The organism is Planctopirus limnophila DSM 3776 (assembly GCF_000092105.1).
Lineage (GTDB): Bacteria > Planctomycetota > Planctomycetia > Planctomycetales > Planctomycetaceae > Planctopirus > Planctopirus limnophila.
Window position 1 is genome coordinate 1 of the sequence record NC_014149.1, and the last position, 19032, is coordinate 19032.

General features: G+C 57.8%; 26 protein-coding genes. All 26 read left to right on the forward strand.

Features of this window, described 5'->3' with window-relative positions:
- Positions 1-20 precede the first annotated feature (20 nt).
- The gene (locus tag PLIM_RS21795) at positions 21-1133 is read left to right on the forward strand and encodes a hypothetical protein (RefSeq protein ID WP_013112483.1); all 1113 of its coding nucleotides are present in this window, start codon (positions 21-23) and stop codon (positions 1131-1133) included.
- Positions 1134-1183: 50 nt separating this feature from the next.
- Positions 1184-2218, forward strand: a complete 1035-nt coding sequence (locus tag PLIM_RS21800; RefSeq protein WP_013112484.1) for a hypothetical protein — start codon at positions 1184-1186, stop codon at positions 2216-2218.
- Positions 2215-2622 carry a hypothetical protein gene (locus tag PLIM_RS21805; RefSeq protein WP_013112485.1) on the forward strand — a complete coding sequence of 136 codons (408 nt, stop codon included), beginning with the start codon at positions 2215-2217 and terminating at the stop codon, positions 2620-2622. Before PLIM_RS21800 ends, PLIM_RS21805 begins: the two co-directional genes overlap by 4 nt.
- Positions 2623-2647: 25 nt before the next feature.
- Positions 2648-2950, forward strand: coding sequence for an HNH endonuclease signature motif containing protein (locus PLIM_RS23800; protein ID WP_013112486.1), 303 nt, complete (start codon positions 2648-2650; stop codon positions 2948-2950).
- Positions 2951-3168: 218 nt separating this feature from the next.
- The gene (locus PLIM_RS25120; protein WP_390416252.1) at positions 3169-3564 is read left to right on the forward strand and encodes a phage terminase small subunit P27 family; all 396 of its coding nucleotides are present in this window, start codon (positions 3169-3171) and stop codon (positions 3562-3564) included.
- Positions 3521-5182 (forward strand): terminase large subunit, encoded by a 1662-nt coding sequence (locus PLIM_RS21815; RefSeq protein WP_196349588.1) that lies wholly within the window; start codon positions 3521-3523, stop codon positions 5180-5182. The genes PLIM_RS25120 and PLIM_RS21815 overlap by 44 nt, the downstream gene beginning before the upstream one ends.
- Positions 5179-6813, forward strand: coding sequence for a phage portal protein (locus PLIM_RS23470; RefSeq protein WP_013112489.1), 1635 nt, complete (start codon positions 5179-5181; stop codon positions 6811-6813). The genes PLIM_RS21815 and PLIM_RS23470 overlap by 4 nt, the downstream gene beginning before the upstream one ends.
- Complete coding sequence (locus tag PLIM_RS21830) at positions 6743-7429, forward strand: head maturation protease, ClpP-related (protein ID WP_148227395.1); 687 nt, start codon at positions 6743-6745, stop codon at positions 7427-7429. Before PLIM_RS23470 ends, PLIM_RS21830 begins: the two co-directional genes overlap by 71 nt.
- Before the next feature lie 167 nt (positions 7430-7596).
- Positions 7597-8910, forward strand: coding sequence for a phage major capsid protein (locus tag PLIM_RS23475; protein ID WP_196349589.1), 1314 nt, complete (start codon positions 7597-7599; stop codon positions 8908-8910).
- A gap of 132 nt (positions 8911-9042) precedes the next feature.
- A complete protein-coding gene (locus PLIM_RS21840) occupies positions 9043-9348 on the forward strand; it encodes a hypothetical protein (RefSeq protein ID WP_013112492.1) in 306 nt (101 codons plus the stop codon).
- A gap of 46 nt (positions 9349-9394) precedes the next feature.
- The gene (locus PLIM_RS21845) at positions 9395-9982 is read left to right on the forward strand and encodes a head-tail connector protein (RefSeq protein WP_013112493.1); all 588 of its coding nucleotides are present in this window, start codon (positions 9395-9397) and stop codon (positions 9980-9982) included.
- Positions 9982-10317, forward strand: a complete 336-nt coding sequence (locus tag PLIM_RS21850) for a phage head closure protein (protein WP_013112494.1) — start codon at positions 9982-9984, stop codon at positions 10315-10317. The genes PLIM_RS21845 and PLIM_RS21850 overlap by 1 nt, the downstream gene beginning before the upstream one ends.
- A complete protein-coding gene (locus PLIM_RS21855; protein ID WP_013112495.1) occupies positions 10314-10949 on the forward strand; it encodes a hypothetical protein in 636 nt (211 codons plus the stop codon). Before PLIM_RS21850 ends, PLIM_RS21855 begins: the two co-directional genes overlap by 4 nt.
- A gap of 1 nt (position 10950) precedes the next feature.
- Positions 10951-11379 carry a DUF3168 domain-containing protein gene (locus tag PLIM_RS21860; RefSeq protein ID WP_013112496.1) on the forward strand — a complete coding sequence of 143 codons (429 nt, stop codon included), beginning with the start codon at positions 10951-10953 and terminating at the stop codon, positions 11377-11379.
- Positions 11380-11386: 7 nt separating this feature from the next.
- Positions 11387-11800: a phage tail tube protein gene (locus PLIM_RS21865; RefSeq protein WP_013112497.1), complete on the forward strand. Its 414-nt coding sequence runs from the start codon at positions 11387-11389 to the stop codon at positions 11798-11800.
- Positions 11801-11872: 72 nt separating this feature from the next.
- A complete protein-coding gene (locus PLIM_RS21870) occupies positions 11873-12172 on the forward strand; it encodes a hypothetical protein (protein ID WP_013112498.1) in 300 nt (99 codons plus the stop codon).
- 42 nt (positions 12173-12214) lie between these two features.
- The gene (locus tag PLIM_RS21875; protein ID WP_013112499.1) at positions 12215-12634 is read left to right on the forward strand and encodes a hypothetical protein; all 420 of its coding nucleotides are present in this window, start codon (positions 12215-12217) and stop codon (positions 12632-12634) included.
- 17 nt (positions 12635-12651) lie between these two features.
- A complete protein-coding gene (locus tag PLIM_RS21880) occupies positions 12652-12990 on the forward strand; it encodes a phage tail assembly protein T (protein WP_013112500.1) in 339 nt (112 codons plus the stop codon).
- A gap of 29 nt (positions 12991-13019) precedes the next feature.
- On the forward strand, positions 13020-14723 hold the full coding sequence (locus PLIM_RS21885; protein WP_196349590.1) for a tape measure protein: 1704 nt from the start codon (positions 13020-13022) through the stop codon (positions 14721-14723).
- Entirely contained in the window at positions 14723-15616 is an 894-nt protein-coding gene (locus PLIM_RS21890; RefSeq protein ID WP_013112502.1) for a hypothetical protein, read from the forward strand. The genes PLIM_RS21885 and PLIM_RS21890 overlap by 1 nt, the downstream gene beginning before the upstream one ends.
- Positions 15617-15649: 33 nt before the next feature.
- Positions 15650-17374: a hypothetical protein gene (locus PLIM_RS21895; RefSeq protein WP_013112503.1), complete on the forward strand. Its 1725-nt coding sequence runs from the start codon at positions 15650-15652 to the stop codon at positions 17372-17374.
- 3 nt (positions 17375-17377) lie between these two features.
- A complete protein-coding gene (locus PLIM_RS21900) occupies positions 17378-17734 on the forward strand; it encodes a hypothetical protein (RefSeq protein ID WP_013112504.1) in 357 nt (118 codons plus the stop codon).
- Positions 17731-17955 (forward strand): hypothetical protein, encoded by a 225-nt coding sequence (locus tag PLIM_RS21905; protein WP_013112505.1) that lies wholly within the window; start codon positions 17731-17733, stop codon positions 17953-17955. The genes PLIM_RS21900 and PLIM_RS21905 overlap by 4 nt, the downstream gene beginning before the upstream one ends.
- The gene (locus PLIM_RS24470) at positions 17955-18122 is read left to right on the forward strand and encodes a hypothetical protein (protein ID WP_013112506.1); all 168 of its coding nucleotides are present in this window, start codon (positions 17955-17957) and stop codon (positions 18120-18122) included. Before PLIM_RS21905 ends, PLIM_RS24470 begins: the two co-directional genes overlap by 1 nt.
- An 8-nt stretch (positions 18123-18130) precedes the next feature.
- On the forward strand, positions 18131-18652 hold the full coding sequence (locus PLIM_RS21910) for a hypothetical protein (protein WP_013112507.1): 522 nt from the start codon (positions 18131-18133) through the stop codon (positions 18650-18652).
- On the forward strand, positions 18649-19029 hold the full coding sequence (locus PLIM_RS21915; RefSeq protein WP_013112508.1) for a hypothetical protein: 381 nt from the start codon (positions 18649-18651) through the stop codon (positions 19027-19029). The genes PLIM_RS21910 and PLIM_RS21915 overlap by 4 nt, the downstream gene beginning before the upstream one ends.
- The last annotated feature ends 3 nt before the right edge of the window (positions 19030-19032 follow it).

The following is a 19032-nucleotide window of genomic DNA, read 5'->3' on the forward strand; positions in this document are numbered from 1 at the left end:
CCCTCCGTTATGAGGCCAACATGCTGAAGTTCATTTTGTCGTTCTTGGCAACCTTGTGGGCGAATCAGAAAGTCCGCTCGATCGTGAAGTCCGGCGGCCTGACGCTGACCGGGATTGCCGCTGCAGCCCTGGCTGGCTCACTGGTCAACCTCGATACTCGTTGGATCGTTGCAGTCACCGCAGTGACTCCATTTTTAATCAACGTCCTTCTAAAGATGTACCCAAGTGATGGAGACGACACGAACGGCGATTCTTTGAATGATTATGTTCAGATCGCAATCAAGAAGTGGCTTGAAGGACTGGATTCCGGGAAGGTCTCGATCGACGATGCAAGAAAGCTCAATTCTTGGATCGATGATCTTTTCAAAAAGACGCCCATGATCCTGTTATGTGGCCTGCCATTCCTACTGGCTGGTTGTGACTATAGCGGCCCGACTCAGGCACCTCGCGTGGTCATCAGCGGGCCCACAACTGGCGTGCCTGGTGAGCTGCTGTTGCTCGATGCCAGCGCGACCGAAAACAGCCCTCAGCATTTTCGCTGGACGATTTCGCCCGCATTGCCCGGCCGCCAGCAGCTCATCGTCCAAGACGGTGGCAAGCGGTGTTTTGTCGCCGGTTACCCGGGCTCGTTCGTCGTGACCTGTTCGGCCAGCAATCGGGCGGGCGTGGATACGTTGACCCATGCGATCACAACGCCTGGCACGCCGCCAGGGCCGCCGCCTGCTCCAATCGTGCCAAAGCCCGACCCAACGCCGAACATCACTCCACAGCCCAAGCCTGAGCCTCCTACGCCTCCAGCTCCTGCCCCCGAACCAATCGCCAAAACCTTTGGCATCGGTCCAGCGATCACGGACGTGGCCAGGTCGATCAATTCGCCGGATCGATCAGGGACCTGCAGGAGGCTGGCCAGTGAGGCCCGCAGAGTGGCCGAGGACAAGAACCTGAAGACTCAGGCAGCCATCCTCACGGCGGCCATGAAGCCTATCGGTGCTCTGGGCAGCGAATGGCAGCCCCTGAAAGACCTGCTCAAGTCTCAAATCACCAAGCTCTATGGCGATGGCAAGCTGGTCACGAATGACGACTACATCGCCCTGCTCAACGAGGTTGCGAAAGCCCTCGACGCCGCTGCCTGAGACGTTTCCCTTTTCGTTTGAGACGATCTTCATCTTTTGTGAGACGATCCATGCCAGTCTGGCTCATTCGGCTGATCATCACGTTAATCATCAGCTCACTGCTCTGCGTGGCAGTTGGTGCTATCGGCCTGCTCATGCCTGGCACGCCTCCTGTCAACTACGGCCTGGCCGCTGGCTGGCGTGAATCATTTGCCGAGGTGCTCAGGGAAACGCCAAGGTCTTTCTCGGACGTCATCGGCGAATCGAGCGACGCGGCCTCGAAGGATGTGCGGCTGTATCGGGCCGCTCTGTTCGTGGAAAGCCCTGCAAAGCCCTTTGGTCAGCAATTCCGCACGATCAACCAAGGGACTGGTGATTGTGTCGCTCAGGGCGTTCGAACAGCCCTTCGCACCACGATGAGCGTCAAGGCGGCCAAAGGAGAGCGAAAGGTCGTCGAACCTTTCGCCCCGTACATCTTCGGCACGACTCGCAAGCTGGTCTCGAGATGGCCATGCGGTGCCGCTGGGGCTGATCCATCGGCCGCGATGGTCGCATTTGAGCAATACGGCATTGTCACGGAGGAAGAAGCTGGTGTGCCCTATAGCGGAGCCTTGGCCAACCGCTGGGCCTGCACCGGGCCGCCTGATGCCCTTTTGAAGATCGGTAAGCAACGAGCGGGTTCTTCTTTCCCGATCAGATCGGCCGAGGAGCTCTGTCAGGCGATTAACAACGGCTACGCCTGCACCTGGGCGACCGGAATGAAGCCAGCCCGCTACGAAGAACGCGACGGCCGCTGGGTCGTCACGCGTTGGGGCGGTTGGGCTCACCAGATGGCCATTACCGACTTCGACGGCTCGCGCTCTTCCGATTTATCTCGGAAGTATTTCAACGTATGGAACTCGCACAGCGAAGACCCCCGGATCAGTGGTCATCCCTTGCCGCTTGGCGATGAGCCACCCGGTAGTTTTTGGATGACATGGAAAGACATCGACCGATTCATCAAGTCCGGTGATTCGGTCGTCTATGCCATTTCCGACGTTCAAGGCTTCGAGGCTGACGACGTCGGAAGCCTCCTCAAGAACCTCTTTCAGGAATCCGCAAGATGAACGGGAACAAACTCTGCTTTTGGCTGCTCGTGTTGGCTGGCACAGCGATCTTGTTTGCGGTCGCTCACTACACCGAGGCCAACGACCGCTCTCCGTTGGCAGCACTCGATTGCCTGGAATGTGGTCATGGCGAGGATGTGCTCGCGGCTCTCGATACGCTTAATCGACCCGTGAGCAGTCAGCCGGTGATTGATCGTCAGGAGCTGGACTCGGTCTTGTCGATGCTTGATGCGCCGCGAGCGAGCAAGCCAACGCCTGGCACGCCACCCGTCAATGCGGCCAAGCCCAACCCTGTAACGCCTCCGCCGCCTCCAGTCGTCCCTCAGTACCTCAGGCAGCCGGTGTTGAATCAACCTCAGCTCAAGCTGAGATGCACTCGCAACGGTTGCGTGTGGACGTACTGATTTCTCCAGAAATCACGGGGGCCACATGCCCAACAAACCACCGACTTTTCGGGCACCTGCACCGAAGCGTAGAGAGCAGAGACCAAGCTCACACCAGCGAGGTTACACCCGTCAGTGGTCTGCCTATCGCAAGCGGTTTCTGTCACAGCACCCGCTGTGCGTGATGTGCCTTGGTAAGGGTCGATCAGTTCCTGCGACTGAAGTCGATCACATCATTGCCCATGGTGGCAACCAGTCCCTGTTCTGGGCGGCCAGCAATCACCAGCCATTGTGCAAGTCGCACCACTCAGCCAAGACCGTGGCCGAGGACGGCGGCTTTGGTCGCTGACCGACCAGCCACCCCCCCCACCCCCGGCCAGGGGGGGGAGGGGGGTCAATTTTAGGGGTCGAACGAGTTGGCAAACCACACACTCTGGTTTTTGCGCGCGCCGTCAAGTTTTGCATAGGGGGGGGGTAACGATGCCGAAGCGGGGCCCGAAGAAGAAACCAGCCGAGGCACATCTGGCCGCCGGGACATACCGGGAAGATCGGCATGCCACGATCAAGATGCCAGTAGATGACTTCCCGGAACCACCTGATTGGCTCGGAGAACATGGCCTCAATGAATGGAGACGACTTCAGCCGATTCTGTCATCTCGCGGTCTGTTGACTGAGGTCGATTGGATGGCATTCTCACTCCTATGTCAGGCATGGCATGACTACATCGAAGCCACTCAAAAAGTCGCAGCAGAAGGCATCATCGCGATCGGCGGTGGCGAAAACGGATCCGAGTACCAAGCCCCAGCAGTCGGGGTCGCGAACAAAGCCTGGCAACGAGTCATCAAGGGGTGCCAAGAATTCGGCTGCACGCCCTCCGCGAGGACAGGCATCGTCCCCAAAGGTGGCGATGGATCCGAGGGTGAAGGATCGGATCAAAAGGCTAGAGGGGTTGTTGGGTTCTGAGCGACCCAAAGGCAAGCTCGAAAAGGCTTGCATCAAAAGACAGATCGATGATCTGAAACATGGCCATAAGCGAGGGCTGGTCTGGAATGAAGACGAAGCCCAGCGGGCTATCGACTTCTATCAATTCCTCTGCCACTGGAAAGGGGAGTGGGCAGGCAAGCCACTCGACCTGGAGCTGTGGCAACAAGAGTTGATCATTGCTCCGATCTTCGGCTGGTATCTGCAGGACGGCAGCCGCCGATTCCGTACGGGATACATTGAGATCCCTCGCAAGAATGGCAAGACCACGATCGCTGCAGGCATCGCCCTGCGAGGTCTGACTGCCGATCTCGAAAGCGGTGCCGAAGTCTATTGTGCAGCGACAAAGCGAGATCAGGCCAAGCTGCTCTTCCGTGATGCGACGAACTTCATCCGCAAAGCCGAATATCTCAAGAGGCGGCTGAAGATCCAGAAGCATGCTCTCCTTTGCCCCAAGCTGAGCAGCTCACTGGTACCGCTGTCGAGTGATGCAAACACGCTCGATGGATTGAACCCACACATGACTGTTGTGGACGAGCTGCACGCTCACCGCACACGTGACCTGTGGGACGTCATGGCCACAGCCTCTGGCAGCCGGAACCGTTCTCTGCTGCTGGCGATCACAACGGCTGGTCACGACCGCACCTCCGTTTGCTGGGAGCAGCGAGATTACAGCCAAAAGCTGCTGACGGGATCGATTGAGGACGATAGCTATTTCTGCTTCATCGCATGTGCTGACGAGAAGGATGATCCCTTCGATCCGATGACATGGTGGAAGGCAAATCCCAATCTCGACATCAGCCTCAAGCGGACGTTTATTGAGAATCAGGCCCGCAAAGCCAAGGCCTCACCCAGTTACGAGAACACCTTTCGTCGGCTGCATCTCAATCAATGGACTGAGGCTGAGACACGCTGGCTGAAGATGTCCGACTGGGCCAAGGCGGCTGAGGAATTTGACTTGTCCTGGCTGGTCGGTGAGCGATGCTTCGCGGGCCTTGATCTCTCCAAGGTCAACGACACGAGTGCCTTGGTTCTGGTCACTGAGATCGATGGCGACTGGTATCTCGTTCCGTGGTTCTGGATCCCGGGCGACAATGCTTTCCGTCGAGAGGCAGAGCATCAGGTGCCATACACCGTCTGGCAGCGATCGGGACATATCCATTTCACCGATGGGGATGTCGTGGACTACAGCTGGATCGGCAAGACCCTCATGGAGATTGCCGGCACGGTGCAGCTGGAGGGCGTTGCCTATGACCCGTACAACGCCAGCCACTTCGCTCAGCAGATGATTGGCGAAGGTCTGCCGATGGTCGAGTTTCCCCAGAGCTGGCGGAACCTGGCTGATGCGACCAGTGAGTTCGAGAAGCTCCTCGTCTCTGGCAACTTGCATCACAACAACAACCCGGTGTTCAACTGGCAGGCCGGGAATGTCTCAGTCAGGCGCAACCCTTCCGGTCAGATTAGACCAGCGAAACCAATGTCAGAGGACGCCAAGAAGATTGACGGGATTGCAGCTGCCATCATGGGTCTGGCACTGGCCACTCGTAGTCAGCAGGCATCACCATCGGTCTACGAGACACGAGGATTCGTCACGCTGTGAACCCTTTTAACTTCGCCGTCAACACGTCGCAGGTGACCAACACGGAAGTCACTGGCAATCCCGAGAATCCCGCAGTGCCCCTCGATCCGGATGCGTGGGAGGATCTCGGATGGCTCGGCCGCATGACCGATGCCGGCGTACGGGTGAATCACGAAAACTGCATCGGTCACCCTCCACTTTGGCGAGCGGTCAACCTGATTGCCGGAGACGTGGCCAAGCTCCCACTCAATGTCTATCGCCGAACTCAAGGCGGTCACGAGCGGGACAAAGATCACCACGCCAACTGGCTGCTGAGGCACAAGGTCAACGACTACATCCTCAGTTATGTGTTCAAGAAAACCTTGACGTTCCACTCGCTGTTGCATGGGCAGGGATTCGCCTACATCCATCGCGAGGGCACAGTTCCCAAGCAACTCGTACCGCTGAATCCTGAGACAACAGAGCCTGTCGTCATCGGCGGGAACTTGTTCTATGGCGTGACCATCAACGGAAATAAGCGACGACTGCACGCGACGGATGTGCTGCACATCAAAGGGATCTCGTTCGATGGCATCGAAGGCATTGATGTCATTCAGGTCATGGCTCAGGCACTGGCTTTGGGAATCGCAGCCCAGAAGTACGGGGCCAAGTTTTTCGGCTCCGGTGCTAAGGCGGGCGGAATCCTGATGCTGCCTCCGGGCCTGAAGCCGTCTGCCCGAAAGCAACGTGAGGAGGAGTGGAAGAAAGAGCAGGAAGGCCTCGACAATGCCTTCAAGTCCATGCTGCTGGAAGATGGTGCCAAGTGGATCCAGAACACGATCACACCTGAGCAGGGTCAGTTCCTGCAGACCCGACAGTTCGAGGCCATTCAAGTCGCCAATGTTCTTGGGGTGCCACCACACAAGATCGGCGACAATGGCAAGGTCTCTTACAACTCGCTTGAGCAGGAGAACAAGAGTTACCTGCAGGACTGCCTCGATCACTGGCTGGTCATGTGGGAGCAGGAATGTTGGGACAAACTTCTCACCGAGAACGAGAAGCGAAACGACACGCACTTTGTCGAGTTCAATCGGTCGGCATTGCAGCGAACGGATGAGAAGACAGAAGTCGAATCACTGGAGAGACAGGTCAACTGCGGGATGCTGCTGCTCAATGAAGCGCGGGCGATCCGCAACCTGCCACCAGTGGAAGGCGGCGATCGGCCACGCATGCCCTCGAACATCATCTTCACCGATGCGAAGCAGCTCGAAGCGAAACCTGCGGCTGCCACCAATGCTGGGGAGAGAATCGCTCAGTCGATCCAGAACGCACTCAATGATCGGATCGATCGACTGCTCGAAGTGGAGCAGGCGGTTCGATCAAAGGCGAACTGCTCGATCGATCTGCTGACTCAGCATGGTCGCAAGCTGGCCAGTGCTGTGATTCCTGTGCTGGATATTTATGCCGCCAGCCAGGGCAAGATCCTTGACGCTGACAAGACCACGGCTGCCATCGTGGCCGATTGTGTCAGCTATCAGGCTGCAGAGAACTGGCACACGTCTCGACGCAATCATCTCGCCACCTTTTTGAAAGGCCTCGTGAATGGATCCCATCCTGAAGAAACTGGAAGAGCTGCGGGCGAAGCAGAACAAGCTGGCGAAACCCAGCCGTAAGAATGCCGGCGAGAATGAGATCTACGTCTATGACGTGATCGGGCCTGCCGACTGGGGGTACTTCGGCGCAGCCACGATGAAAGATGAGCTGAAGAATCTGGGTTCTGATGTGACCGAGGTTGTCATCAGAATCAATTCTGTTGGCGGCTATGTGGGCGAGGCCTCAGCGATTTACCAACTGCTCAAGGAACATCCCGCCAACATCCACGTCAAGATCGATGGCGAGGCGATCTCGTGTGCGAGCTGGATCGCCATGGCTGGCGACAAGATCACGATTGCCGAGCATGGACTCATGATGGTTCATGACCCCAGCACATGGATCTCGGGGACTGCTGACGATCTCCGGAAAGAGGCTGAGGTGCTCGACTCGTACAAGGAAGTCATTGCCGGCATCTATGCGGCTCGCAGCGGCACAGACGTGGAGGACGTCAAGAAGATGATGTCTGACGAAACCTGGATGACGGCCACGCAGGCCAAAGATAAGGGATTCGTTGACGAAATCTCGGCCAACAAGTCGAAGCCCGAAGCCACCAACTTCAAGGCTGTCCACATCGCGAACTGGCAGATGGAAAACATCCGCCGCAGGCAGCAGCTCATTGAAGCGGCCAACGCCTGAGGCGCAACAGATCCGGTCAGGTTATTGACGAACAACTCCTGTCCTCCTGTCAGTGCAGAGCGTGCCCAGTCATGCCGAGGCACTGGCAGGTGCTCACAGGTTGAGGCCAAGTCCTCGATCTGCGACGGAGCGATGATGCCACGTGTCCTGAGAGATGGATGCCCACGATGACGATGAAAGAACTTCAGGAAAAGCGGAACAACCTGATTGCTGAATCCCGAAAGATTCTCGACAAGGCCGATTCCGAAAAGCGAGTGATGGATTCTGCTGAGAAGGCCCAGTGGGACAAGATGAATGCCGAGATAAGTGAACTCGGCGCTCACATGCGCCGCATGAATCGGCAGAAGAAAAACGAAGCAAGAACGAAGGAGCTTTTGGAGAACAACGATCTGGGTCCCAGCCAGGTCGGCAATCGTAACAATCGCAAGCCAGGCAACGAGCCAGTCAACTTCAATGATCTGGTGTCTGGCTGGGTGAGGATGGCCACGGGCCGCCGTATCACAAATGCCCAGAAGAAAGCTCTTCAAAACCGCTCCGCAAAGATCAATGGTCGCGAGGCCTATATTCCGCTTCACAAGAACTTCAACGAAGTAAAGCGGGCTGTCAACGTTCTGACCACTGGAACTGGTTCCAGTGGTGGCTACACGATTCCCGAAGGGTTTATTGCCGCCCTTGAAGTTGCCATGCTCACTTTCGATCCGGTCTCCGCGGTCGCAGATGTCTGGCGTACAAGTGCCGGTAATCCTACTCCCTGGCCAACTGGTTCTGACACAGCGAACTCAGGGGAGCAGTTGGGAGAATCGACGTCGTTTGGCGCAAGCGTAGACCCCACTATGGGCGTGGTGCTGTTCGGTGCCTACAAGTTCAGCTCAAAGCCAATCATGGTTCCTTACGAGCTGCTTGAAGACACTGGTGTCAACCTGACTCAGCAACTCGGTACCTGGTTGGGTGAACGACTCGGTCGGATCAAGGCTCTGCGAAACACGCTGGGCAACGGGACGACTCAACCCCAAGGGATTGTCACCGGTTCAGTGCTGGGTCACACCGCCGCGGATGATGTGACAATCAGCTTCGACGACGTGATCAGGCTGGAGCACTCGGTGCCTCGCGCCTACCGAATGAATGCCGGGTACATGTGCAACGATGCCGTGTCGCTGGCATTGCGTCTCTTGAAGGATTCGCAAGGGCGTTACCTGTGGCAGGCCTCGGCCAATGCCGGGATGCCAGACCTGCTCAACAACCGGCCGCTGACGATCAACGACAACATGACCGGCACGATTGCAGCCAGTGCCAAGACCATGCTGTGCGGTGATTTCAGCAAGTTCAAGATTCGCGAAGTCGGCACCATCCGATTGAAGCGGCTGCAGGAACGCTATGCCGAACTGGATCAAGAAGCCTTCATTGGCTTCGAACGCATGGACTCCAAAGTCCTTGATGCCGGTGCCGGTCCGATCCGTCACCTGATTCAGGCTGCCAGCTAATTTTGTGAAGCCGGTTCGCCGGCATGGATGAGGGGGCCAGGTTGAGGCCTGGCCCCCATTTCTCTTTCTGATCACTCACTGATTTCTGCAGAAATCAGCCTGACCGATTCACCCTGTCTGAGGATTTCCGCAATGCAGGAAGAACAACTTTTCAGCGTCAAGCTGACCAGCTCGCGAGCGGGCAACGGGGTCGCCCATGAAAAGGGAGACGTGATCGACGTTCCCCTGGCCCGGGCTCATCGCCTGATCACAGCTGGCCAGGCAAAGTATGTCGGCGAAGGGAAGCTGCCACCTTACACGCCGCCAGCCCCTGTTCACGTTCCAGGGCCTGCTGCTCCTGAGAACGATGAAGACGACAGCGATGCCGATGATGGCGGCGAAGAAATCGCCAATACCGAAGGCAAGTCGAAGCTGCGGTCGAGAAAGGCCGCAAAGTAATTGAAGGCCAAAACCCCAGAGTAAAGTTCGCGGGCGGCAATTCACCATGAAGCATCATCTCACCCACGGTCGCGTTGTTACGACAATTGCACCGGCAGACGAGCCGATCACACTGGCGGACCTCAAACGCCAGATCCGTGTCGATACGTCTGATGAGGATGATCAGCTCACGGCCTATATCAAAGCCGCCCGCGAACTTCTGGAGGAACACACCGAGCGGGCTCTCGTCACGCAGACACGCCAGCTCTATCTCGATCGATTCCCCAGTTGCCAGACCATTGAGATCCCCTGCACGCCGGTGACCTCGATCGAGTCGATTGAATACATCGATCCCACTGGTCAGCTGCAGGAGCTCGATCCCTCCAGTTATGTGGCCGATCTTGTCTCCAGTCCGGCCCGCATTCGTCCAGCGTATGGACGTTTCTGGCCTGCGATCCGGTACCAGATGAACGCCGTGATTGTCACCTTCGAGGCAGGCCAGGATGTTGACGAGGTCCCAGAGCGAGCGAAGCAGGCGATCCGTCTGCTGGCTGGCCATTGGTACGCCAACCGCGAAACCGTCCTGATTGGCACGATCTCCAAAGAGGTCGAGTTTTCATTCAACGCTCTGGCTGGTCAGTTGAGGTGGCACTGATGGCACCGGCTGGCAAGTATCGCGATCGAGTGCGCTTCGAGTCATTCACAGCGACCCCTGATGCCAGTGGTCAACTGGTGGAAACGTGGCAGACGCTGGGGACATTCTGGGCCGAGGTCAACGCAGTCTCAGGTTCGGAGTCATTCCGCGGCCGCAAGATTCAGGGGCGTGTCTCTCACCTCGTGAGAGTTCGCGTCAACTCACTCACGCGGCAGATTACTAATCGTCACCGCATGATCATTCATGGCCAGATTGTCTCGATCGCTTCCGTCTACGATCCCAACAATCGAGGCATCGAGATCGAAGTTCAGGGCGAGGAGCTGCTTGACTCATGAGTGCTGCTGCTGCCCTGGGTCGCCAGCTGCTGCTGGAATTGTCCGGCGATCGGCAGTTGTTGAAAACCTTCGATCGACTGAGCACCACTGCTCAAGCCAAGGCTGCCCGACGCGGTCTGGCGGCTGGGCTGAAGGTCGTGACCAAGGCCCAGAAGAATGCTGTGCCTTCCGTGAAAACCAAAGGCCATTCGACCAAGCGGCTGAAGGCGGGGATTCGCGGCCGGCAGATGCGAGTCAAGAAGGCGAACCTGTACGAAGCCAAGTCGGGGGTGAACGTCGGCAAGCGCTCGAGGCGCAGCAAATACTCTCAGGCCAAAGGGAATCTCAGCCGGGCCCCTCACCTGCATCTCTTTGTGCTGGGGACCCAGCCGCGATTCACTGGATCGACCAGCCGCAAGGTTCGCGGTCAATCCACAGGCACTCGCAAGGATGGCACTGCCTTTGTTCGCGGGAAGCATAAGCCAGGCACGATCATCCGCAAGCAGACCGGCAAGCCGAAACGGTTTCGCGGCCGCATGCCTGGAAGCTCGTTTTTGAACTTTGCTCAGGCCACTTCACTCTCAGCCACTCAATCCGCCGTGATCGATGCCATGCGTCAGGCGATCCTCACCGAAGCGACGAAAGGGAAATGAGATGTCGATCGAAGCCGCCATGCGTGGAGTGCTGGTCGCAGCGACTGGTGTCGCGAACATCGTCGCCACCAACAGCACCAGCAACGACAAAGCCATTCGCCCGGAACGTCTGGCTCAGACCGACTCTTATCCGGCCATCGAAATCCAGATCACTTCCGAGACGCATCAGGAAGATCTGGGCGGGTGGGATGGCACGAGTGATGTGGAGGTCACGCTCTTCTGCGTGGCCGAGACAGCGCAACAAGCCGCCGCTCTTGTGAAGGCTGTTCGCCAGACTCTGACCTCGATCAGCAATGTCAGCAGTGTCCACGGTCGCATTGAGAGCGTGGTGCTGACAGACACTGAGGGAAGTTATGAGCCTGAGGCGGACGGCAGTGACGAAGGGGTTTATGTGAAAGCCCTGAGCTGCAGTGTCTGGTTCGTGGAGTGAGGTTTTCATGAGCAACAAAGTCGCGTCCAAAGGTACCAAGCTGCAACTCTCTGTCGCCTCGGTCTACACCGATATTGGCGGGGTCAGCAAGATTGACTATCCCGATCGGGAAGTCGAACACTGGGATGCCACCGACCTGGACTCGGATGAACGCGAAGATGGCGAACTGACTGGCCTGGTCACTCCCGGCATGATCAGCGGCGAACTCTTCTACGATCCCGATGACGAGCTCCATCAGGAACTGGAAGATCTGCTGGCCACTCCGACCTATCGTGATTGGCGGATCCGCAAAGGGACGCGAGTCGTGACCGTCAACGGATCATTGAAAAAGTTTCAGCCATCATCGGCTGTGGGCGATGGCATGAAGGCCACCTTCGAAATCAAGTGCCGCACGAAGCCCGTGATTTCCACCGTAGCCTAATCTTCGGATTGATCCCCAGACGCGACTCCATTTCGTTGTTCCATCACTGACGGTTTCCAGCAAGGTGAGTCCATGAAAGCCAAGCTCATTCGAGATGCCGACGGCCCGAACCCAGACTTCGACCCGAAGCAGAAAGTCTCTGCCACCAATCAGCCGCACGTGGTGATTCCCAAAGGAACCATCATTGAAGGGGAGAAGGCCTTCCGCCTTTGCCAGGGCTCGAATCCTGTGGCCGAGCCAGAGGACGATGATTGCAAGGCAGTCATTGCCGAATACCGCAAGAAGCGTGTGGCGATTCATCAGCAGCGGGCCGCTGAGCGAGTCGCAGAGAAAGCAGCAGAGAAAGCCGAGACCTCTCGCAAAGGCAGGTAATCCAGACGCTCTCCCCGGGCCCATGATTCACTGAAGTCCTTTATGCGAAAGCCAGCCATGACCGAGAAAGCCAAGCCCGTCAAGCTCCTGACTGCGGATCTCCTCAAGCGACCTGCCCAGCGCGTGATTGTGAAATGCCGGGTGCCGGACGACTTCCACGATCCCGACATTGCCGGAAGCATTTTCTTCGTGAGACGAATGAAGGCGGGAGAACGTGGCCGGTATGAAATGCAGTTCAAGAATAGCAAAAGCGGTCAGCTCATTTCGGGCCGGGCCGCTGAGGTCCGTGAGCGTCTCATCATCCAGACGCTCTGCGACAGGGAGGGCAATCTGCTCCTGGGCAAGGATGACCTGCAGCAGCTCAAGCAGATGGACAGCGTGCTGGCAGACCTGATTGTCAACAAGGCTCAGGAAGTGAATCAGGTCAGCGAGGAAGATCTTGAGGAACTGGCGGGAAACTGAGAGCTGACCCGGGCCGCATGTTCGCCATGCGGCTGGCTCTCGCCATGCGGCGGGTCGATGTCGACGCGATGCTGGATGAGATGGAACCGGAAGATCTGCGGGAGTGGCAGGCCTTCGCTTCGATCGATCCTTTTGACGAGGAGCGTGCCGATCTGAGGAACGGAATTCTGATTGCGAATCTGGGGGCGATGCTGGCACCGTTCTGTGGCAGCCATCTGGCCGAGCTCAGGCCGGTGCAGTTCATGCCGTTCAGTCAGCAGTCAGATGTGATTTCCACAGAAATCAGTGAGGAGCAGGAGCGGCTCAACTGGGCCAACCTGGAAGCGGCCGTGGCCATGATGTCCGACAGCAAGTGAGGTGAATTGTGGCAACTGCTGGAATCCTCGTGACCAAGCTGGTCAGCAACACGGCAGGCTTCGGGCCACCCATCAAGGCGGCTGGCCGCGATGTCTCGCAGTTTGCCGGCATCGTGGAGGGAACACGCTCTCGACTCGGCGGCCTGGTCGCTGCAGGAGCAGGAGCACTGGGAATCACCAGCCTGGCCGGCGCTCTCGGGTTTGGGATCAAGCTGGCCGCCGACGCCGAGCAGGCCGAGGTGGCGTTCGGAACATTGTTCCAATCGACGGACAAGGCCAAGGCGATGCTGGGCCAGCTCAATCAGTTTGCGGCCGAGACTCCGTTCGAGTCTCCGGAACTGGTCAGTGCTGCCCGCATGCTGGCCTCGTTCGGTACTCAGGCGGGGGACATCGTGCCCAACCTGAGAAGAATTGGCGACGTGGCCGCCGGCACAGGTCAGCCGATCGCCGAGCTGGCTGAGCTGTACGGCAAAGCCAAAGTGCAGGGACGGTTGATGGGTGAAGACATCAACCAGTTGACGGGCCGCGGCATTCCAATCATCGGCCAATTGGCGAAGCAGTTCGGCGTGGCTGAGAGCGAAGTCAAGAAGCTGGTCGAACAGGGGAAGGTCGGCTTCCCGCAACTCGAACAAGCCTTCATCGACATGACCTCGAATGGTGGCATGTTCGCGGGGATGATGCAGGCACAGAGCCAGACTCTGACCGGCATGACGTCCACGTTGATGGATAACGCCAAGGGGCTGCTCAGGTCCTTTGGAGCGGAAGTCATTGCGGCATTCGACTTGAAGGGAGGTCTGGCTTCCGGGATTGAATTCATTGCCTCGCTGCAGTCGGGCTTTGATACGATTCGTCCATTGATCCAGCAGACGGGCAACGTCTGGCGAGCCTTCGTCGGGTTCATGGGTGCCGGCTGGTCTGGCCTCATGGGCGAGATCACATCGAGCACTGGCAGCACGTTTGGCGGCATCACCAACTGGATCATGGAAGCCCTGGTCATGGGTGAGTTTCTGTTTCAGAACTTTGGCGATGTGATCTATCGGACGTTCATTGCTGCCCAGCTTTCGGCCGTCACGTTCTTCAACGAGATGGTGCATTTCTTCTCGGTCGCCATCCCGGAATACATCCGCTGGTTTGGCGATAACTTTCCTGAGATCTTCATGACGGCTGCTGACACGGTGCTGACAGTCCTGATCAATCTCGGTGAGAACATCCGCAACATCTTCAGCGAGATCTGGAAGTTCATTTCCTCGGGTGGATCGGATGGGCTGAACTTTGACCTGAAGCCATTGACCGAGGGTATCCACAACTCAATCCGGGAAATGCCCAACGTCCCGGAGCGTGTGGTCAGCGAGACCGAGGCGGCCTTGCAGAGCCAGCTCAATGATATGGATCAGCAGTTGGGTCAACGCTACGGCGAGCTCGATCGCCAGCGGGCCAACGCGATGCAGGCACAATCTGCTGCGACGGCCGAGCTGCTTCCGTCAGATCCAGCCAACCCGGCTGCAGCCGGAGCAGCAGCCAACAAGAACGCGAAAGCCGCTCTCGGTGCATCTGCTTTCGCCGGCACTCAAGAGGCTTATGCGATCATCGCCAAGGCCAGCGCCGGCCCGCAGAAGAAGCTCGAGGCGGAAGCCAAGAAGACCAACGAGCAGCTCAAGCAAGCCGTGACTCATCTGGGCACGATCGCTGAATCGGTTTCGCAACCTGTGACTCAAGATGTGGTGGACTTCTGATGGCTTCGATTGTGGATGTAGAACGTCTGTTCGGTCGCGGGTTCGACGTCACCATTGATCCGAGCTCGAAGGTCACGCGCAACTATAAGCGAAAGCTCAGGCTGAGAGTTGATGAAAACCTTGACCCAGACCAAGTGGCGAATCTCTACGGAGTCGAGCAGTTCTACACGCATCCCCGCGACCCGTTCGCGTTCTTGCGCAAGCTGAGCTGCACCGATGTGCCCGACAAGATCGATCCCTGGGTCTACGAGCTGAATCTCGAATACTCGACGGATCAGCCCGACCTGCAGGAGCAGCCACCCAAAGAGCCAGGCGAATCCGATGATCCGCTCCTCGATCCCATGGAGATCGAGTGGCAGAGTGAAGAGACACAGACGATTAAGTTCCGCGATCGCGACAATCGACCATTCCTCAACACGGCGGGGGATGTCATCGAGTCACCGCCACCCATTCCCGACTCGACACTGAAGCTGGTCGTGACTCGCAACGAAGCCTATTACGATCCGGCCCGGGCCAGGTTCTTTGGCAACACGATCAACCAGCATGCGTTCTACGGTTGTGAGCCTGGTCAGCTCAGGCTGCATCCCTTCGGTTCGAAGCAGAGCCGGCGGAATGGTCGCATCTACTGGCCACACACATACATCATGGAGTTCAAGCAAGATGGCTGGCAGCCGAAGCAGATCTCGGCCGGTTACCGCGAACTGGTCGACGGCCAGCTGACACGGATCAAGGATCCGGAGACTCGCAACGACGTCAGCGAACCGATTCCCCTGGATGCTGATGGGCGAGCCATTCCAGCGGAAGACCTCAAGGCCAACCCGGATCTCGCCGTCTACATCGAATTCACAGGCTTTCGCGAAACCGACTTTGCCCAGCTCGGTCTCAACCTGTAGCGCAACGGTGCAGCCTCAGGTGAGGAGCTGAGCATGGCTGTGAAAGTTGCAGATCGCGTTCTCGAAACCACGAACACCACAGGGACTGGCAGCTTCCAGCTGCTGGGGACTCAGACTGGTTTTGTGCGGTTTCGCGACGGCGGGATTCTGACAGGCGAGCAGGTCTATTATGTGGCCGAACATCCCACGCTGGATGAGTGGGAAGTTGGCGTCGGCACGTTGACCACGGGCACTCCCGATGTGCTGGCCCGGGTGCAGATCCTGAGCAGCTCGAATGCCGGTTCGGCAGTCAGCTTTTCACCCGGCCGCAAACGCATCCGCTGCACGTTGCCGGCAGAGGCCTTGGAAGATTACGGCGATCTCTTAGGGCAAATCAATTCACACGCCTCACGTCACAAGCATGGCGGGGCGGATGAAGTGGCCACAGCTACGCCAGCAGCCAATGCGATCCCCAAAGCCGGGGCGGGTGGCAGCCTGGCAGATGGCTGGATTCCCTCACTGGCCATCAGCAAAACCACTGGCCTGCAGGCGGCACTGGACGCTAAGGCAGCTCTGTCTCACAATCACGGCGATGCCGATCTAATAGCCCTCGATGCTGCCAAGCTGACCGGCACGATTGATCCAGCTCGTTTGCCAGTGCTCCCCAGTTCGGTGCAGATCGTGTCGAGTGGCGGAATTGCTGACCTGACCTCTCCCCAGCAGGCAGAGATCGGGGACGGCTCGATCGTCACCACGACCGATGGGCGACGATGGGTCTATACAGGATCCGGGAGCAAGACCTCCGAGGCCAGCTATATCGAGCTGGCAGACCTCACTCCGGAATGGAGTGTCATTGCCAACAAGCCCGCGATCCTCACTGCGATCGATGCCCTGTCTGCGGCTGGAATCATTGCCCGCACAGGAGCAGGCACAGTCGCAGCTCGCACCATCACACAGGGAACAGGCGTCACTGTCACGAATGGCGATGGCGTCTCAGGTAATCCGACGATTGCGATTGGTCAAGCGGTGGCGACGACAAGCGATGTGACTTTCAACACATTAACGACCACCAGCACGGCAAACGTGCAAGGATCAATGCGAGTTGGTTCAGCGGGGGCGGTGGGCAACGCCAGCTACATGATGCAGGTTGTGCAGAATGCAGCATCAACTCGCAATTTTGTTGTTGAGAATAGCAGCGGAACACATAACGCGGGTTTTGTTGTCATTGCTGGTTCTCGAAACATGTCATTCACCCAAACGCCAAGCGGCGCTTCGGGCATGACTGTCACTGGTGGCGGCGATCTGCTTTTCAACATTGGATCGGCTGATCGACACTACATGCAGGCCGCTGGATCATTCCGAGACTTTGGTATTTCCTCTACACCAAGCGGCGTATCTGGATGGGCAACCCGATGGGCTGACACTTCTGGAAATTGGTATACGCGAGCGGGAACTGGCTCGATTTACCGCCTCGGAGCTCAAGGTCTGTTCGCGATCACCTACGGGGCGACGATCACTCCGGACGCGAACAACGGGCCGGTGCAGTCCTGCACGCTCACGGGGGCGGTGACAGTCGCTGCTCCAACAAACATGTCATCGGGTGATTTCCTCAATCTGGTGCTCATCCAGGATGGCACTGGTGGCAGAGCAGTCACCCTTTCGGCTTTTTCCCTGACCAGCAACTCGGCGGCGATTGATACGACCGCCAATAAGCGGCAGGAAATTCAGATCCGCCGCGACGGTTCCATTTATCGAGCCCATGTTCTCGGGAGCTATTAAGCCATGCTTGCCCAACTCAACTTCCCCAATCCACTCGACCCGACTGGCAGCTATCCCAACGCATTCTGCTGGGCGGATGAGTTCTGCAATTTCACGCAAGAACGCAGGCTCTCGGCGGTCTTTAAGATCTACGCTTCGCCCGAAGCCTACTTCACTGGAAAGCCTCCCGTGGCCTCACGGTCGATCACTGTTGAAGGGCAGGACTATCTCGACCTGCTGGCAGCCAATGCTGCGGCCTTCACCAGTCTGGGTGATCTGCTGAGTACACACGCGAAAGAGAGCGTCCCCGAGTTCTCTGCCGCAGTCCAAGTGCCAACCACACTCCCAACCACCCTAGATCCAAGGCAACTGCCGGAATGAACGATCACGAATTCACCATCTACATCAGGAATCTCGAAGCCCAGAGAAACACGGCGATGAACGCGAACGCGGAGCTTTCGGCCCGCCTCTCGTCGGCTGTGCATCGTCTTCAGCAACTGGAGGCTGCCAACGCGGATCTCACTGCTCGCCTGCAAGCCTGCGAGCCAGCCAGTGAGTCAAACGAACCGGTCGCATCCACTGAAGAGGTGCCACAACCATAATGCTCGGTAATGAGTCCATGTGTGAAGTCTCTGTGGGCGAACGTGTCCCGCGTGTCCCGGAAGTGGCAGCCAAGCTGGCAGACATCACAGAGACGCTCACGTTCCCCGTGACTGAGTTCGATGAACGAAACACAATTCAAGGCTCGATCATCGAGCAACCTGGTTAAGGTGTTCCATGCCTGGAGTGATCTATCTCGACAATGATCTCGATGTTGTCGTCAGGGGTTTGAGACTGGCCGAGGACAACTCGCCGATCAATGACGCCGAGTTGTATGTGGCTCTCGGCCGCAAGCTGATTTCTGGAGAAATCACAGCAGCGACGAACGCCACACCGATCGTCATCACGAGCGCTGGCCACGGTCTCTCGAACGGTGACTCGGTGGTCATCATGAACGTGGAAGGGAACCTCGCAGCGAATGGTGGCTGGGAGGTTGCCAACGTCACGACGAACACCTTCGAGCTGGTCGGCTCTGTGGGGTCCGCCGCGTATGAGGCCAGCGGCGTCTGGTATGCCGGCGTCACTGATGCGATCCACATTCCGCTCGAGAGTGAACCCGGGGAAGCCGGTCATTACCGCGGCACGATCCCCGGGAGCGTCAACATCAATCGCGGTGAGATGCTCGTGGAGCTGATCTACTGCCGAAATTACCAACTGGGCTGGCAGCGCGAACTGCAGGGAAGGATCCGCACACGATGACCGCAGTGATGTTCAGCCAGGGAGCGGCCCGCAAGATCCGTACGGCGACCGAGAGAGTTTTGGGGAAAGGGCCGCCGCCGCCAATCAACAGCACTCGACCTAGCCCGCTGCGTCCCGAGAACCGTTACATGGGGAAGTTCGTCACGTCCTTGGAGGCTCCGGAGATCGACCCGGAGATTGACCGCATTGTGCCGACGTCGGCCACGTTTCAGGTCTGGCTCCCTGATCCAGAGCAGCCCGACGTGCAGCTCATCCCCACTGACATCGAAATGCTGGTGTATAACTTCGACCCGAGTCTGACGGCCGAACCCGATATCTTCGGGAAGATCGAATATCTGAATGGCGTCTGGTCTCCCTATTGGGCCAGTTGCGAGTAAAGG

Bases quoted from the DNA above. Each gene is read 5' to 3' on its own strand.
- PLIM_RS21905 (WP_013112505.1), top strand. From the start codon at position 17,731: ATGAACGATCACGAATTCACCATCTACATCAGGAATCTCGAAGCCCAG.
- PLIM_RS23800 (WP_013112486.1), top strand. From the start codon at position 2,648: ATGCCCAACAAACCACCGACTTTTCGGGCACCTGCACCGAAGCGTAGA.
- PLIM_RS21900 (WP_013112504.1), top strand. From the start codon at position 17,378: ATGCTTGCCCAACTCAACTTCCCCAATCCACTCGACCCGACTGGCAGC.
- PLIM_RS21875 (WP_013112499.1), top strand. From the start codon at position 12,215: ATGCGAAAGCCAGCCATGACCGAGAAAGCCAAGCCCGTCAAGCTCCTG.
- PLIM_RS23475 (WP_196349589.1), top strand. From the start codon at position 7,597: ATGACGATGAAAGAACTTCAGGAAAAGCGGAACAACCTGATTGCTGAA.
- PLIM_RS24470 (WP_013112506.1), top strand. From the start codon at position 17,955: ATGCTCGGTAATGAGTCCATGTGTGAAGTCTCTGTGGGCGAACGTGTC.
- PLIM_RS21895 (WP_013112503.1), top strand. From the start codon at position 15,650: ATGGCTGTGAAAGTTGCAGATCGCGTTCTCGAAACCACGAACACCACA.
- PLIM_RS21870 (WP_013112498.1), top strand. From the start codon at position 11,873: ATGAAAGCCAAGCTCATTCGAGATGCCGACGGCCCGAACCCAGACTTC.
- PLIM_RS21840 (WP_013112492.1), top strand. From the start codon at position 9,043: ATGCAGGAAGAACAACTTTTCAGCGTCAAGCTGACCAGCTCGCGAGCG.
- PLIM_RS21890 (WP_013112502.1), top strand. From the start codon at position 14,723: ATGGCTTCGATTGTGGATGTAGAACGTCTGTTCGGTCGCGGGTTCGAC.
- PLIM_RS21850 (WP_013112494.1), top strand. From the start codon at position 9,982: ATGGCACCGGCTGGCAAGTATCGCGATCGAGTGCGCTTCGAGTCATTC.
- PLIM_RS21795 (WP_013112483.1), top strand. From the start codon at position 21: ATGCTGAAGTTCATTTTGTCGTTCTTGGCAACCTTGTGGGCGAATCAG.
- PLIM_RS21860 (WP_013112496.1), top strand. From the start codon at position 10,951: ATGTCGATCGAAGCCGCCATGCGTGGAGTGCTGGTCGCAGCGACTGGT.
- PLIM_RS21845 (WP_013112493.1), top strand. From the start codon at position 9,395: ATGAAGCATCATCTCACCCACGGTCGCGTTGTTACGACAATTGCACCG.
- PLIM_RS25120 (WP_390416252.1), top strand. From the start codon at position 3,169: ATGCCAGTAGATGACTTCCCGGAACCACCTGATTGGCTCGGAGAACAT.
- PLIM_RS21915 (WP_013112508.1), top strand. From the start codon at position 18,649: ATGACCGCAGTGATGTTCAGCCAGGGAGCGGCCCGCAAGATCCGTACG.
- PLIM_RS21830 (WP_148227395.1), top strand. From the start codon at position 6,743: ATGGATCCCATCCTGAAGAAACTGGAAGAGCTGCGGGCGAAGCAGAAC.
- PLIM_RS21800 (WP_013112484.1), top strand. From the start codon at position 1,184: ATGCCAGTCTGGCTCATTCGGCTGATCATCACGTTAATCATCAGCTCA.
- PLIM_RS21880 (WP_013112500.1), top strand. From the start codon at position 12,652: ATGTTCGCCATGCGGCTGGCTCTCGCCATGCGGCGGGTCGATGTCGAC.
- PLIM_RS21910 (WP_013112507.1), top strand. From the start codon at position 18,131: ATGCCTGGAGTGATCTATCTCGACAATGATCTCGATGTTGTCGTCAGG.
- PLIM_RS21865 (WP_013112497.1), top strand. From the start codon at position 11,387: ATGAGCAACAAAGTCGCGTCCAAAGGTACCAAGCTGCAACTCTCTGTC.
- PLIM_RS21855 (WP_013112495.1), top strand. From the start codon at position 10,314: ATGAGTGCTGCTGCTGCCCTGGGTCGCCAGCTGCTGCTGGAATTGTCC.
- PLIM_RS21805 (WP_013112485.1), top strand. From the start codon at position 2,215: ATGAACGGGAACAAACTCTGCTTTTGGCTGCTCGTGTTGGCTGGCACA.